Below are 13,869 nucleotides of genomic sequence, written 5' to 3' on the forward strand. Positions count from 1 at the left end.
ATCAATTCAGTTAATGCATCACCTACACATAACTGTATGCAGTTTACGGGGCCAGCACGGGGACGGCTACGGGAACAGAAAATGCTCTGGCAAATCCTGCAATCGCCCGGGATGCAGCAACCGAAGCACTACTCCCTGCTACCGGAATTAAAGCATCATCCGCCTGTGTGGCTCCGGTGGGTAGCAGATCATCAAGAACCAAAGCAACAACAGCCAGCCCAGCAACAACGGCAATGCCAACATCCCGCCACGGCGTCTGCTGCTGCAACTGCTGCTGACGATCCCGTTCCTTATCCCAAGCATCCTGAAGTACCTGATGGGGCACCGCAACCGGTTCTTTTTGATCGGTTTCATCACCACAACCACAACGATTCGGAGATAATTCTTTCACTTTCCGACTCTTACCAGCAATCTTCTCATACGCTTTTTTTTGGCCAATTCCCCATTTATCTCCAGGAAACTTAATTTCTACTATTTGTCGGATATTATCCTGTGTCGGTGCCTTGGTCAGATCTTCAGTAATCACAATATCAGGAATACGAATCCCCCCACTTTCATATGACTGTCCCTCCGGTAAAGATTTCAGCGTTCGGTTATACCGATGTTGCCAAGATCTGATCGGCTGAGTTGGATCATCACTCATCATCAGAGGCTCAGGGGGTGATTTATACATGTTATACCCCACTTCCGGCAGAATATTCTTTCCCTGCTGTCCTCGATGCATCCATCGGATCCCTTCGTTAACACACTGCTGTTTTAAATTTCTGTCACCACCGGTGCTTTTCAGTGGTTTTTTATTACAAACACAGATTAAAGAGCAGATCACCGCCAGTTCAGACATCCCCTCGGGGTCAAACGGCGGACAGCTACTGCAACTGGGATTACTCATATGTGCTCCTGTGATAATTGTCTGAGCCAGTCGGCATCGTGATAATCTTGCTGAACGATCTGTTGCCAGTCGGGACGTTGATTTAATTCATACAGTGCCTGTCCAAGCGAGCTGGTTTCAAGGACGATTTGAAATTGCGGCAGTTGCCAGAAATGGCTACCGTAAATAAATCGGCTGAAAGCAAAAATTTTACGTTCCTGAAAACTGGCTCTCGGGTAATAAGCTGCTTTTTTCAGGCTATCATCCAGCCCCAGAATCACGTCATCATATCCAAGACTCATGCAAGTGCCGGGCGTCTCATGAAACAGTTCGATGGCTAAATCAGCCAATGTTTGATCGTGGTATAACGCTTCGATGGCGGTAAACAGATCGTCTTCCATATAGAACCATTCTCCCTGAGATAAGGGAGACGGGCGGGCCTCGGGTTGACAAAACAATACGTCATAAACCAAAGGAGTGTTGGTTACAGTAAGCATCTGCAGGAACGGATCGGTCAGACGTCCCCGATCAGCATCATCCACAAACTCCGTCTGTAGAAACAGTTGCAGAATGCGCGGAGAATAAAGACGAAACAGACTTTCCTGCCCATTGGGCAGATAAATCGTCATCCAGCACTGCCAGTGCTTGAGCAATGCATCCAGAGAAAAGGGAGAAACAAACAGGCATCCCCAATTTGTATCCGGCAGAAATTGCAGAATGTCATTCCCCACATTGCCGTCCGTCACCCGAATCAAAATGGGAGAGACAGATTTTAAATGGTCAAATGACGTCTGATGATATAAATACTGCCACTCCGGTGCCTGTGCTAATAATCGCGATTGCCAGTGTTGCCAGAAATTGTCTTGCGTCGCGACATCCAGCATCAGATACAATGTACTGTCTTGAGCTTCGGTATATTCCAATAGCTCAATGAGTCTGAGTTCAGAGACATGCTCCATCTGTTCTGCCTATCCTTTGTTGAGCAATTTCTCGCAAACAGGGACAAATGCTTTGTCCTGCTTCGCGGCTTGAACAATCGCTTTTCCCTGAGCTATCGATTGCTCAAACGTTTTCCCCCACACGAATGACAAAGGTTCGGCCAGCGGCGTGATCTGTAGAAATGGATTCTTACTACACACAGCCCCTTCGCCACACTTATGAGTCGGCGACTTATATGGCGTATCACCGATAAATACATTGCCGGAACCCGCGGCGACGGAGCCGCCGCAGTCGATCGCATCACCGACCCGGGCAGCGGGTTTACCGTTGATAGAGACGTTCGACGATCCTGCGGAGATACTACGACCGTGGATCCCATGGGGAACCTGCGGGCACGGACAGGCGTGCAGTAAGATTGCATCCCCTTTACGAGCCGCTGGTTTACCATTGATGGAGACATCTCCGCTGCCGGCAATAATCGGCGTCGCAGGAAAACAACCATGCCCTGAGCCGTTGTCACCGAGTCGTGCTGCTGCTGGCATGGTTATCCCCTCCGATCCGGTGCTTCCGGCTCTTGCGGTTTGTTGGTTTCATCCGGTTTCACCATAGTTGGTGCGGTACCTTTATCCGGTGAACCCCCTTCGTTGATTTTGACTTTCGTGCCGGAAATTGTGACACCACCCTTGTCAATTTTGACAAACCCACCCGGCCCGTGAATCGTCAAAGAATCTCCTGCATCCAGAATCACTTTTTTAGCCTTCAGATAGCTTTCATTGTTGACCTCAACCCGTTGATTGGCGCCAATTTTTTTCTCTTCTGAAGCCGTCATTTCAGCGACCCAAGCCCCTTCGATCTTTTGGATGATCCCACCGGAAATAAACTGACTGAGCTTACCGATGATGCGCTGAACGACATTACGCCCGACTTTCTGATGGTGATCCTGACCGAATTCCTCAGTAACGCTTTTACCAACCAAACGATGGACATTTTCAGTGATCATCTGATACAGGTGTCGCCCGACGCGTCGATGGCTGTCTAACCCGACTGATTCACGATGAATATTGTTGATCACAATGTCTTGATCTTTCTGCGCGTGAACATAGATCTGCTCGACACCCGATTGATCTTCAAACCGAATTTCGTTGGAACCTTCACCTTGGTGAGTCTGCGTTTTCAGCACAGTACGGGTTTTATGATTGGGCAAAATATAAGGGGGAACATGGGTGGCGTGATAAGTCCGCCCGGTGATAATCGGTTGATCCGGATCGCCGTTGAGGAATGAAACGATCACTTCATGACCAATCCGAGGTATCGCCATAAACCCATACTGAGCACCGGCCCAGCCCTGTGAGACCCGCACCCAGCAAGAACTTTTTTCATCGGATTGATCGTAGCGATCCCACGGGAAATGCAGTTTGACCCGACCATGCTCATCACAGTAAATTTCTTCGCCTTTGGGGCCGACAACTGTCGCAATGCAAGGGCCGTCGACTTGCGGTTTCGGTTGTGGTGTCGCTCGCCACAGGGTCTCTTTCGGGATGACGGTAAATTGGTTGGCATAAGTCGTCGCGCCATGACCACCGGCTTCTTCCAATGCTTGTGGTTGGCTGCCTTGATGACTGACGGAAACCGCGAGCCACTCACGGTTCATCGCTGCATCGATATGTTCTTTGAGCTCAAAACGTACCCCACCTTGCACGCGGGCATCATTACTTTTGCCGCTGGCGGTATGTGTGGTACGCCGTAGGTATTCCAGTCGGATCTGGCTGAATGCTTTACCATTGGCGTCGTCTTTGAAGCGCCCCGGATAATCAAAGTGTTCATAATCGGATAGCTGATAGCTGAGATCAGCCCCGTCCATTGACTGGGCGAAGTTATAGTCCGGTTTTTTAAAGCTGTAGTCTTGCATCAACACCGAGCTCACTTCCGACTGATAATGCTCCGCCATAGTCGAAACATAGGGCGTCGTCATATGTCCGCCGGAAAGTGCGTTGTAAGGGACCGGAGACCCTAACGGCACAAATCCTTCACTGTTATCCGTCATCACCAGCGTATGTTTGCCCTTCTCATGCGTGAAGGTATACATCAGGCCTTCTTCAGCCGCCAAACGATGGAAAAAGTCGAGGTCAGATTCTCGGTACTGAACACAAAACTCGCGCAGGGCACATTCACGTTTAACCGAGAAGACATAATCGGTAATGTTCATCTCCTGAAATAGGATCTTAAAAATATCGAGAATATTTTTTTCTTGAAAAATCCGACTATTGCGACGTAATGAGAGACGTTCTAATGCCGGAACTAAAGTGACGGAATAAAAAGTGTGAGAGTGTCCGGTATCCCCTTTACTGAAATGGCGCACAATGCCGTGAACATGCTGAGTCACCTCTCCATTTTGAATCACTTCCAGCAATGCGGTTTTATCGACAATTTGCTTGGCGGCTAGATCTGCATTGCGACTGGCCAGTTCGATTTGATAGCGAAAGCCGTAGACCCGTTCTCTCGGTCCGCTGAATGAGTCTGATACCGACTCTTCTCCTTGGTATTCACGAACCACCAGCGTCTCATCATGCACACCATCAATCGTGAAGCGAAAACCTAACGTTGTCATTTGAATTGCCTTTTGTCTTATTGAGAATTACCCCACCCCAATATAAGCAACAGAATGCCTATTTGTTGGTTTGATTTTCAACTTGTTGATCTCTGTTCCAAATCAGATCAACCTTTCTATTCAATAAGATAAGTTCAGCAACAGTTGTGCCAACCACAACTCTACAACGAAATCAATTCATTATATTATGTGATTGATTATTACAGGCAACTTGTTGCCCGGAGGCGAGCAAAAAGTTGCCCGACGAGCAAGAAATTGCCTGAAGGAAATGGGGGGCATGTCACAAGTTCGAGGCGCTGATATCAGTGCTCTGATACGTACTTGGATAAAAATAGTCTGATGAAAACAGTTTGATAAAAATAGCTCATCCGCTGTTTTACGACGACAATGCCGCCCTTTTGACACAGATATCATCCAGCCATTGATGGAAGTGAATGAGGCAAGGTACACTATGCCCCCAATTCGCCTATCTCAGAAAACGCCTCTATCATGCAAAAAATTGTTTTAGCGACCGGAAATCCGGGAAAAGTCCGGGAAATGTCTGACTTATTGGCCGATTTCGGCTTTGAAGTGCTTGCACAAACTGATCTCAATGTCTCCGACGTTGCAGAGACGGGAACCACATTTATTGAAAATGCAATTATTAAAGCACGCCATGCTGCCGCAGCAACCGGATTACCCGCCATTGCTGATGACTCAGGTCTTGAAGTCGATGCGCTCGATGGCGCACCGGGTATCTACTCCGCACGTTATGCGGGTGCGGGTGCGACCGATCAGCAAAACATCGAAAAGTTACTGACCGCGATGGCGGATGTCCCCGAACAACAACGCAGCGCACGCTTTCACTGTGTATTGGTCTTCATGAAACATGCCGCGGATCCGACCCCGCTGGTTTGTCACGGTGTCTGGGAGGGGTCCATTCTGCATCAGCCCGATGGTGAGCATGGGTTTGGCTATGACCCGGTATTTTGGGTTCCCACCGAGCAATGTGCGTCGGCAGTATTGCCGCCGACCCGGAAAAAGCAACTCTCCCATCGCGCTCAGGCGCTTCGCTTATTGATGCAACAGTTGAATGAGCAACAACCATGCTGATACCGCCGAAGTTGAGTCTGTATATTCACATTCCTTGGTGTGTACAAAAATGTCCTTACTGTGACTTCAACTCCCATGCTCTGAAGTCCGGCATTCCTGAACAGGCTTATATCGATGCGTTGCTGGAAGATCTTGATCAGGATCTCCAGCGCTATCAGCTCAGCGCACCGTCGGCTCACGGCCAGCCGCGGAAGCTCCATTCCATTTTCATCGGTGGCGGAACGCCAAGTCTGATCAGCCCCGGTGAGATCAAAAGACTGCTGGACGGTGTACAAGCAAGACTGGCTTTTCAACCGGATATTGAAATAACCATGGAAGCCAATCCGGGCACCATCGAAGCAGAACGGTTTGCCCAATACCGACAGGCAGGTGTCACCCGAATTTCCATCGGTGTCCAGAGCTTTGATGATGAAAAACTCACCCAGCTCGGCAGAATCCATGGCTCGGAAGAAGCGACCCGCGCTGCCCGTCTGGCTCATCAAATTGGTTTAACAAGTTTTAATCTGGATTTAATGCACGGTTTACCGGGCCAGACACTGTCACAGGCAATGGCGGATTTAGCTCAAGCGATCGCTTTAGATCCACCGCATTTATCTTGGTATCAGTTGACGATCGAGCCAAATACGCTGTTTTATTCCCAGCCGCCTCGTTTACCGGATGATGATCTGTTGTGGGATATTTTTGAGCAGGGACATCAAAAACTAACGCAAGCCGGCTATATCCAGTATGAGATTTCCGGGTATGCGAAACCGGGATTTCAGTGCCAGCACAACCTCAACTATTGGCGTTTCGGTGACTATCTCGGTATTGGCTGTGGCGCGCACGGTAAAATCAGCTTTGCCGATGGCCGTATCATTCGCACGACCAAGGTCAAACATCCCAAAGGGTATTTGAATTTACTCAAACCTTATTTGGATCATGAGACGGAGGTGTTGGCAAAAGATCGACCGTTTGAGTTTTTTATGAATCGATTTCGCTTGATAGAGCAATGCCCAAAACAGGATTTTCCGGATACGACCGGCTTACCAATCGCAACGGTTCAGCCCACTATCGATTGGGCGAAACGGCAGGGTTTTCTGGATGAAACCGAACAACACTGGCAAATCACAGAACATGGCAAACTCTTTCTCAATGATTTACTGGCAGAATTCATGGCTGATGAGGAATAAGGATGCTCCCGTCATCAGCACATGGCTCCCCTGAAAATATCCCGACTTAAAAAATAGATCGCCCGATACGCCCGGAAAGCAGCTCCAGAGCTTTGCTGCCAGCCAACGAGTTACCAGAGCTGTTGAGTTCAGGCGACCAAACGGCAATGGTCATCTCTCCGGGTACAATTGCGACGATGCCGCCACCCACACCGGATTTCCCCGGCATTCCGACCCGATAGGCAAACTCTCCGGCTTCATCATACAGACCACAAGTCGCCAGCAACGCATTCATCTGTTTGGCTTGAACAGCAGTAATCACCGACTTGTGATTCAACACGGAAACGCCCTGATTCGCCAGATAACTGAATGTTTTGGCCAACTGGACACAACTCATTTTCAATGCACATCCGTGGAAATAGTTTTCCAGTACCGGCAGCACATGGTTTTCAAAATTACCGAACGAGCGCATCAGGTAGGCAATCGCTGCATTCCGGTCGCTGTGTTTCATCTCTGAGCGGGCGACCACTTTGTCATACACAATATGAGTATCACCACTTAATGCCCAGACAAACTCCAGCAACCGTTGACGAGGCGCAGACAGACGCGTCTGCAACATATCGGCGACGACAATCGCACCAGCGTTGATAAATGGATTACGCGGGATACCGTGCTCAACTTCCAACTGGATCATGGAGTTGAATGCTTGTCCTGAGGGCTCTTTCCTCACTCTTGACCAGATTTCATCCGGAGTATAAATCCCCATCGATAGGGTGAGGTTAAGCACCTTGGAGATGGATTGGATGGAAAAGCCGTCTTCTGCGTCTCCGGCTTGAAACAATTCGCCTTCATTGGTCAGGACCGCAATCCCCAGTTTATCCGCCTGAACTTGCGCAAGCGCTGGAATATAATCAGCCACTTGACCTTGTCCGAGCAACGGACGCACTTCATCTAATATTTCGCTCAGTATCTCGTTTGTTAGTTTCATTTGGGTTACTTCACAATGCATGATGGTTCGACAGAAAAAGCCAGCATGATGGTACATGCTGGCTCTTATCGTTTCACAGACTCTATAACGAAAAACAACGCTTATCACGCCAAACAATGGCCCTCATCCCAATACCGAGAAGATGAAGCGCCATCAGACAGGACGAAGCTGTTTTTACGGAGGATGCCGTTCCGCAGGTTCCGGTCTTATGCTACACAGCGAAACTGGATATCCCAGACACCATGTCCCAAACGCTGCCCACGTTGCTCAAACTTCGTCAACGGACGTTCGTCAGGCCGAGGGATAAAGTCACCATCGGTCGCGACATTGACATAGCCGGGCGCCTGATTCATCACATCAATCATATGTTCCGCATAATTTTCCCAGTCCGTTGCCATGTGGAAAATACCTTCTCCGATGATCAACTTCTGACGTACCATCGCGGCAAATTCAGGCTGAACAATCCGACGCTTATGGTGACGCTTTTTATGCCACGGATCGGGGAAGAATAGCTGTAGCCGATGCAGGCTATGATCAGGGATCATCTGTTCGAAAACTTCAACTGCATCATGACACATGACCCGAAGATTGGTGATACCGGCCTCCCGTGCAGACGCCAAACAAGCCCCGACACCCGGCCCATGCACCTCAATGCCGATAAAATTTTGATGCGGCGAATTTTTAGCCATTTCAACCAGCGATGATCCCATACCGAATCCGATTTCCAGAATGACAGGGTTATCATTGCCAAATACCGACTGCCAAACTAATTTTTGCGGCTGGAAATCGATTCCCATCAGAGGCCAGCACTCATTCATCGCGGCTTCCTGACCTTTGGTCAGACGCCCTTCGCGGCGAACAAAGCTGCGAATTTTACGCATGACTTTACCATCATCAGTATATTCGTTGGTTGTTACTTCACTCATGGTTCTCGCCTGTTTTCCTACTCCCGGATATAAGGAGGTGTGATTATCCAAAGAATACGTATCGGTTCAAGTCCTGAACTGAAAATTATATCGAATCATGTATGATTTATGTGTTTTACAACGCAACTTTTCTGTGCTGCAATCAGCGGTGTTTCATCAGGATCTGCATCAATCGTCGCATAAGATGAATACAATTGTGGACACTGTCATTCATAGAAAATCATTCATTAAAAAGTAAAGTCAGCCATGCAAATGCAATCTCCAATATCGCCACAACAATTTCAGCAACACTTGATCGATTGGCAACGAGCTCATGGGCGTCATGATTTGCCATGGCAACAAAATCCATCCCCGTATCGTGTTCTTGTTTCAGAAGTGATGCTGCAACAAACGCAGGTCGTAACGGTCATTCCTTACTTCGAACGTTGGATGACGAGTTTCCCGACCATCGAAGCGCTCGCCAGCGCCACGGAAGATGAGGTCATGAATCATTGGCAAGGTTTAGGTTACTATTCCCGGGCCAGAAATCTGCGCAAAGCAGCTCAATACATCATGACACACCATCAGGGGCAATTTCCGGATTCACTCGAAACGTTGCTGGATATTCCCGGTGTCGGACGATATACGGCCGGTGCGATTCGTTCATTTGCTTATGACCGCTACGGCCCCATTGTTGATGGGAACGTCAAACGGTTGTTTTGCCGTTTTTTTGCCCTCGATGGTGTTCCGGGAACGTCTGCGGTCGATAAGCAACTCTGGCAACTGGCGGAAACCTTCACGCCAGAAACCGATAACCGAGTGTTTGCTCAGGGCTTACTCGATATCGGTGCCACAATTTGTAAACCAAAGAACCCCGATTGCGAGCTGTGTTGCTTCCAAAAAAACTGTCTGGCTTTTAAATACGACAGAGTGCAAACATTACCGACGCCGAAACCCAAAAAGACGATTCCAACCAAAGCCGGGCAATTTCTATGGGTTGAATCGGACCATAAAATTCTGCTGGAAAAACGGGCCAGCGATGGGATTTGGGGCGCTCTCTGGTGTCTGCCACAGATTCATCTACAACCCGAACAGTTTGGTGAACATATGCAGCTCAAAGGAACATTCAAACACACCTTCACCCACTATAAACTGGATGCCAATGTGTGGATGATCGACCGTTTGGGCGTCATGGAACCTCAGTTACAGTGGGTCGAAAAAAGTGAAGTGTTCAACCTTGGTCTCCCCACCCCGATAAAAAAATTCCTGACACGTCACCTTGAGGGCTGCTGAAGTGGCAGGAAATTGGACTCTCTGGTATAACATCAGTAGTTTTTAACGCCGAACAATGAGGATATCCTTATGGGTCGCACTGTTTTTTGTGCTCGTTTGAAGAAAGAAGCCGAAGGGATGGATTTTCAACTTTATCCCGGTGAATTAGGGAAAAAAATTTTTGACAACATCTCTAAAGAAGCTTGGGCAGAGTGGCAGCATAAACAGACCATGCTTATTAATGAGAAAAAACTGAATATGATGGATCCGCAGCATCGCCAGTTACTTGAAACAGAGATGGCGAATTTTCTGTTTGAAGGGAAAGAGGTCCACATCGAAGGATACACACCACCAAGTGAGTCATAAGTTGTTATTCACACAATCACCAGTCACGGTGATTGTGTGAATGTTTCCCGCACAGGTGCCATGGATGACCAATCTGATTCGACACATGTTTTCAATGTACAGCCTAATGCGCTGCGCTTATCTCAAGCAGCGAACCGCCCGACTCAGCACTCTGCTCTTGTTCGTCATTCCGCTATTAACCGGCGGTTGTAGCCGTGAATTGATCGAAAAAATATACGATGTGAACTACGAACCGACCAATCGGTTTGCCAAGCATTTAGCGCCCCTTCCCGGCCAGTTTATGAAAGATGCAGCAGCATTAGATGCTCTCATCAGTAGCTTCACCGGTAAAATAGAACATCGCTGGGGAACCAAAGAAGTTAAAATTGCCGGCAAAACAAACTATGTGAAATATATCGATGATTATCGCAGCCGTGCCGATGTCAATTTCAATCAAGGACAAATCACCGTCGAGACGGTCGCAACAACCGAGCCGTTGGTACATTTGAAAAAAGCAATCGTCACCACCCTCCTGACCCCGGACGATCCTAAACATGTCGATTTATTTTCATCGGAGAAAATCGTCCTCAAAGGGAAACCGTTTCTTTATCAACAAGTCGTCGATCAAGATCATAAGGCAATTCAGTGGAGTTGGCGCGCCAATCGATTTGCGGATTACCTGATCAAAAATAAGTTACAAGTCAAACAGGTCGATTTTAAAAAATCTTACTATGTTGAAATCCCGATGGTGGAAGATCAAGTTGAAATTCGCGGCTATAAGTATGCCGATATTATCCGCCGAACCGCTCGCAAATATGGCATTCCGGAAGATCTGATTTACGCCATTATCAAAACCGAGAGTAGTTTCAATCCTTATGCGGTGAGCTGGGCCAACGCGTATGGCTTAATGCAAGTCGTGCCGAAGACCGCAGGAAAAGATGTCTTTCAACGCATCAAAAAACGCTCAGGTCAACCCTCACCTGAATATCTGTTTAATCCGGAGAATAATATTGATACCGGAACCGCCTATTTCTATATCTTAAAACATGACTATTTGAATTCAGTGGCCAATCCACTGTCTCTCGAATACAGTATGATCTCTGCATATAACGGTGGTGCCGGCGGTGTGCTGCGAACATTCAGCCGCAGTAGAAAGACGGCACTGAGTAAAATCAACCGCCTGAAACCCAACCAAGTTTACTGGGCGCTGACGAAAAAACATCCAAACGCAGAGTCACGCCGCTATCTGGAAAAAGTCACGCACTACAAACAGATGTTTAATTCGGGGAAACTATAAATCAATCTTGCATGTTTGAGTCGCTTGGATTGTGAACAACAAGGTTAAAAACCATGCAAACAGTCACTTTTTTCATAGAAACATGAAAAACTAGTTGACGATTGGCGTGTAAATCCGTTTAATAGCGCTCCGTTGCCCGGATAGCTCAGTCGGTAGAGCAGGGGATTGAAAATCCCCGTGTCGGTGGTTCGATTCCGCCTCCGGGCACCATGATTGATTTAATCTGGTGTTGTAAATATCTGATTAAATAAAAGTAAAAGAAAAGCATTGAGAATAAATATCGTGCCGGCTTAGCTCAGTAGGTAGAGCAACTGACTTGTAATCAGTAGGTCGCCAGTTCGACTCCGGCAGCCGGCACCATTTATTCCATGCCTCGATAGCTCAGTCGGTAGAGCAGGGGATTGAAAATCCCCGTGTCGGTGGTTCGATTCCGCCTCGAGGCACCATCTTTTCCCCCTTAGTTCAGTTGGTAGAACGGCGGACTGTTAATCCGTATGTCGCAGGTTCGAGTCCCGCAGGGGGAGCCATTTTCAAGAAGCCACAGCATTTGCTGTGGTTTTTTTTGTCTCTATTATGCGCTTTATCATCAGCTGCTTTACCGTTGTCCCCTCCCCCAGCTCTCTCATTTTTACATCACCGGAATAACCAGCAATCCGCTTTCCATATGTCAGGATTGACTTGACCGAAACAAACATCGTTATCCATATCCAAGCAACCATCATCGCCCTGACGATTCAAGCTTTACACCGCAATGACAAACCTCACTTTTCTCCATTTTTATCCTCCTATCTTCCGATAAAATATTGCTTTAAGCCTGTATTTCTAGGGGACTTGGGTATAAAAGCAACAAACGATACTTTTTTTGCATTTTATTGTTGACCTTATCTGAGAAAAACTTTTTAATACACCCCGTTGCCCGGATAGCTCAGTCGGTAGAGCAGGGGATTGAAAATCCCCGTGTCGGTGGTTCGATTCCGCCTCCGGGCACCACAAATTATTTGAAAGTGATTATCGCCGACTTAGCTCAGTAGGTAGAGCAACTGACTTGTAATCAGTAGGTCGCCAGTTCGATTCCGGCAGTCGGCACCATCATTTTCAATAGGCAGAAATGCCTGAAGGTTTATTCCCCCTTAGTTCAGTTGGTAGAACGGCGGACTGTTAATCCGTATGTCGCAGGTTCGAGTCCCGCAGGGGGAGCCATATTTTATATCGCCGGCTTAGCTCAGTAGGTAGAGCAACTGACTTGTAATCAGTAGGTCGCCAGTTCGACTCCGGCAGCCGGCACCATATTTTGTATAGGCAGCGATGTCTAAAAAGTTTATTCCCCCTTAGTTCAGTTGGTAGAACGGCGGACTGTTAATCCGTATGTCGCAGGTTCGAGTCCCGCAGGGGGAGCCACTTTCCAAAAAAGCCACAGCATTTGCTGTGGCTTTTTTGGTTTAATGCCGGCCTTATCCTGAGATCAGTTTAAAAGCCTTTGGCCTTTTTGATCAGATCATAAGCCTGTTGAATTTCCTGCGATTTTTCTTTCGCCATTGTCATCATTTCCGGAGGCAGACCTTTCGCCATCAGTTTATCGGGATGATGTTCATTCATCAGCTTCCGATACGCTCTTTTTACTGTTTTTGCGTCTGCACTTTCATCAACACCCAGCACATGATATGCATCACTCAGATGGTTCGAAGCATATGATTGTCCGAAACTGCCCTGCCGATGATCTTGATAGCTTCCTTGCCCGGAATCCGCATGATGTTGAAATCGAAAAGCCGCTTCCTGCATTCTCAACCGTTGCTCAAGCTGCTCTTCTGAGAATGCCAGTCCTCTGGCTATCTTATGCAGAATATCTCGCTCACTCGGATGCAACTCTCCATCGGCAAAGGCTGCGGAGATCTGTAATTCTAGAAAAAATTGAATTAAATCACGTCGCCCACCGGTTGAACGCATCACCTGCTCAAGCACTTCTTCTAAAGGAAAGCCAGATTCTTTCCCTTCACGAAACGCCTCTTGTGCCGCGCGTTGCTGCGCATCGTTCAGGTTCATCCGATCCATCATAATCGTTGCTAGACGAATCTCTTCTTTCGTCACCTTTCCCTTGGCTTTCGCAACATGCCCCATCACCGAGAAAGCGGCACGAAAGAATTCATCTTGACGCGCTTCCTGAGATGCGCCCCCATTCCCCCCGACAGAGAATGGTGAACCTTGATACTGTCTTCGGGCTTTATCAAACTGATGCCCAAGAAAAAGCCCGAAAATGGCCCCTATCGGACCACCCAGCAATAAACCAAAAAAAGTACCCAAAATTTTGCCGAAAATATGCATTATTGACTCTCATTCAGTGAATTTTTTACGAGTTGCGCAGTCTACTAGTGCTGTATGATTGAATTTCCATTATGATTAGAGACATTTT

The 13,869-nt window shown here is 47.8% G+C and carries 11 protein-coding genes, 9 tRNA genes and 1 pseudogene; 14 read left to right on the plus strand and 7 right to left on the minus strand.

Going from position 1 to position 13,869, the window contains the following annotated elements:
• Window positions 1-43 precede the first annotated feature (43 nt).
• The 4 genes and pseudogenes from MKS89_RS13205 to tssI all read right to left on the minus strand — a co-directional run bounded on the left by MKS89_RS13205 (window position 44) and on the right by tssI (window position 4,415).
• Window positions 44-889, minus strand: a complete 846-nt coding sequence (locus tag MKS89_RS13205) for a VRR-NUC domain-containing protein (RefSeq protein ID WP_072958199.1) — start codon at window positions 887-889, stop codon at window positions 44-46.
• A complete protein-coding gene (locus tag MKS89_RS13210; protein ID WP_072958198.1) occupies window positions 886-1,827 on the minus strand; it encodes a DUF4123 domain-containing protein in 942 nt (313 codons plus the stop codon). The genes MKS89_RS13205 and MKS89_RS13210 overlap by 4 nt, the downstream gene beginning before the upstream one ends.
• A 225-nt stretch (window positions 1,828-2,052) precedes the next feature.
• Window positions 2,053-2,349 (minus strand): annotated as a pseudogene (locus MKS89_RS13215) (PAAR domain-containing protein); the annotation flags it as partial.
• Between the two features lie 2 nt (window positions 2,350-2,351).
• The gene (gene tssI / locus MKS89_RS13220; RefSeq protein WP_072958196.1) at window positions 2,352-4,415 is read right to left on the minus strand and encodes a type VI secretion system tip protein TssI/VgrG; all 2,064 of its coding nucleotides are present in this window, start codon (window positions 4,413-4,415) and stop codon (window positions 2,352-2,354) included.
• A 489-nt stretch (window positions 4,416-4,904) separates the two neighbouring features.
• Between tssI and MKS89_RS13225 the strand changes: the two genes are divergently transcribed.
• On the plus strand, window positions 4,905-5,507 hold the full coding sequence (locus tag MKS89_RS13225; RefSeq protein WP_072958194.1) for an XTP/dITP diphosphatase: 603 nt from the start codon (window positions 4,905-4,907) through the stop codon (window positions 5,505-5,507).
• Complete coding sequence (gene hemW / locus MKS89_RS13230; RefSeq protein WP_072958191.1) at window positions 5,501-6,676, plus strand: radical SAM family heme chaperone HemW; 1,176 nt, start codon at window positions 5,501-5,503, stop codon at window positions 6,674-6,676. Before MKS89_RS13225 ends, hemW begins: the two co-directional genes overlap by 7 nt.
• A gap of 46 nt (window positions 6,677-6,722) precedes the next feature.
• Here the strand turns inward: hemW and glsB are convergent, their stop codons facing one another.
• Together glsB and trmB are read right to left on the minus strand one after the other, a co-directional pair.
• Window positions 6,723-7,643, minus strand: a complete 921-nt coding sequence (glsB, locus tag MKS89_RS13235; protein ID WP_072958432.1) for a glutaminase B — start codon at window positions 7,641-7,643, stop codon at window positions 6,723-6,725.
• 206 nt (window positions 7,644-7,849) lie between these two features.
• Window positions 7,850-8,569 carry a tRNA (guanosine(46)-N7)-methyltransferase TrmB gene (gene trmB / locus MKS89_RS13240; protein ID WP_072958189.1) on the minus strand — a complete coding sequence of 240 codons (720 nt, stop codon included), beginning with the start codon at window positions 8,567-8,569 and terminating at the stop codon, window positions 7,850-7,852.
• Window positions 8,570-8,815: 246 nt separating this feature from the next.
• Between trmB and mutY the strand changes: the two genes are divergently transcribed.
• The 12 genes from mutY to MKS89_RS13300 all read left to right on the plus strand — a co-directional run bounded on the left by mutY (window position 8,816) and on the right by MKS89_RS13300 (window position 12,860).
• On the plus strand, window positions 8,816-9,841 hold the full coding sequence (gene mutY, locus MKS89_RS13245; protein WP_072958186.1) for an A/G-specific adenine glycosylase: 1,026 nt from the start codon (window positions 8,816-8,818) through the stop codon (window positions 9,839-9,841).
• A gap of 69 nt (window positions 9,842-9,910) precedes the next feature.
• Complete coding sequence (locus tag MKS89_RS13250; protein WP_021019798.1) at window positions 9,911-10,186, plus strand: oxidative damage protection protein; 276 nt, start codon at window positions 9,911-9,913, stop codon at window positions 10,184-10,186.
• 64 nt (window positions 10,187-10,250) lie between these two features.
• Window positions 10,251-11,462, plus strand: a complete 1,212-nt coding sequence (gene mltC, locus MKS89_RS13255; RefSeq protein WP_370737051.1) for a membrane-bound lytic murein transglycosylase MltC — start codon at window positions 10,251-10,253, stop codon at window positions 11,460-11,462.
• 134 nt (window positions 11,463-11,596) lie between these two features.
• Window positions 11,597-11,672 (plus strand) — tRNA-Phe (locus tag MKS89_RS13260).
• A 74-nt stretch (window positions 11,673-11,746) separates the two neighbouring features.
• Window positions 11,747-11,822, plus strand: a tRNA-Thr gene (locus tag MKS89_RS13265).
• A gap of 10 nt (window positions 11,823-11,832) precedes the next feature.
• A tRNA-Phe gene (locus MKS89_RS13270) sits at window positions 11,833-11,908 on the plus strand.
• A gap of 5 nt (window positions 11,909-11,913) precedes the next feature.
• Window positions 11,914-11,989: transfer RNA gene (locus tag MKS89_RS13275), tRNA-Asn, on the plus strand.
• 387 nt (window positions 11,990-12,376) lie between these two features.
• A tRNA-Phe gene (locus tag MKS89_RS13280) sits at window positions 12,377-12,452 on the plus strand.
• 23 nt (window positions 12,453-12,475) lie between these two features.
• Window positions 12,476-12,551 (plus strand) — tRNA-Thr (locus MKS89_RS13285).
• Window positions 12,552-12,586: 35 nt separating this feature from the next.
• Window positions 12,587-12,662: transfer RNA gene (locus MKS89_RS13290), tRNA-Asn, on the plus strand.
• An 11-nt stretch (window positions 12,663-12,673) separates the two neighbouring features.
• Window positions 12,674-12,749, plus strand: a tRNA-Thr gene (locus MKS89_RS13295).
• A 35-nt stretch (window positions 12,750-12,784) separates the two neighbouring features.
• Window positions 12,785-12,860: transfer RNA gene (locus MKS89_RS13300), tRNA-Asn, on the plus strand.
• Window positions 12,861-12,929: 69 nt separating this feature from the next.
• On the opposite strand, the gene djlA is transcribed toward MKS89_RS13300, so the two are convergent.
• Complete coding sequence (djlA, locus tag MKS89_RS13305) at window positions 12,930-13,781, minus strand: co-chaperone DjlA (RefSeq protein ID WP_072958180.1); 852 nt, start codon at window positions 13,779-13,781, stop codon at window positions 12,930-12,932.
• Window positions 13,782-13,869: the final 88 nt, after the last annotated feature.

Origin of the sequence: Vibrio gazogenes (genome assembly GCF_023920225.1) — a bacterium.
Lineage (GTDB): Bacteria > Pseudomonadota > Gammaproteobacteria > Enterobacterales > Vibrionaceae > Vibrio > Vibrio gazogenes.

What these genes read in the sequence shown, in the direction of transcription:
- MKS89_RS13205 (WP_072958199.1), bottom strand. Translation starts at nt 889, where the DNA reads ATGAGTAATCCCAGTTGCAGTAGCTGTCCGCCGTTTGACCCCGAGGGG.
- MKS89_RS13210 (WP_072958198.1), bottom strand. Translation starts at nt 1,827, where the DNA reads ATGGAGCATGTCTCTGAACTCAGACTCATTGAGCTATTGGAATATACC.
- tssI (WP_072958196.1), bottom strand. Translation starts at nt 4,415, where the DNA reads ATGACAACGTTAGGTTTTCGCTTCACGATTGATGGTGTGCATGATGAG.
- MKS89_RS13225 (WP_072958194.1), top strand. Translation starts at nt 4,905, where the DNA reads ATGCAAAAAATTGTTTTAGCGACCGGAAATCCGGGAAAAGTCCGGGAA.
- hemW (WP_072958191.1), top strand. Translation starts at nt 5,501, where the DNA reads ATGCTGATACCGCCGAAGTTGAGTCTGTATATTCACATTCCTTGGTGT.
- glsB (WP_072958432.1), bottom strand. Translation starts at nt 7,643, where the DNA reads ATGAAACTAACAAACGAGATACTGAGCGAAATATTAGATGAAGTGCGT.
- trmB (WP_072958189.1), bottom strand. Translation starts at nt 8,569, where the DNA reads ATGAGTGAAGTAACAACCAACGAATATACTGATGATGGTAAAGTCATG.
- mutY (WP_072958186.1), top strand. Translation starts at nt 8,816, where the DNA reads ATGCAAATGCAATCTCCAATATCGCCACAACAATTTCAGCAACACTTG.
- MKS89_RS13250 (WP_021019798.1), top strand. Translation starts at nt 9,911, where the DNA reads ATGGGTCGCACTGTTTTTTGTGCTCGTTTGAAGAAAGAAGCCGAAGGG.
- mltC (WP_370737051.1), top strand. Translation starts at nt 10,251, where the DNA reads ATGACCAATCTGATTCGACACATGTTTTCAATGTACAGCCTAATGCGC.
- djlA (WP_072958180.1), bottom strand. Translation starts at nt 13,781, where the DNA reads ATGCATATTTTCGGCAAAATTTTGGGTACTTTTTTTGGTTTATTGCTG.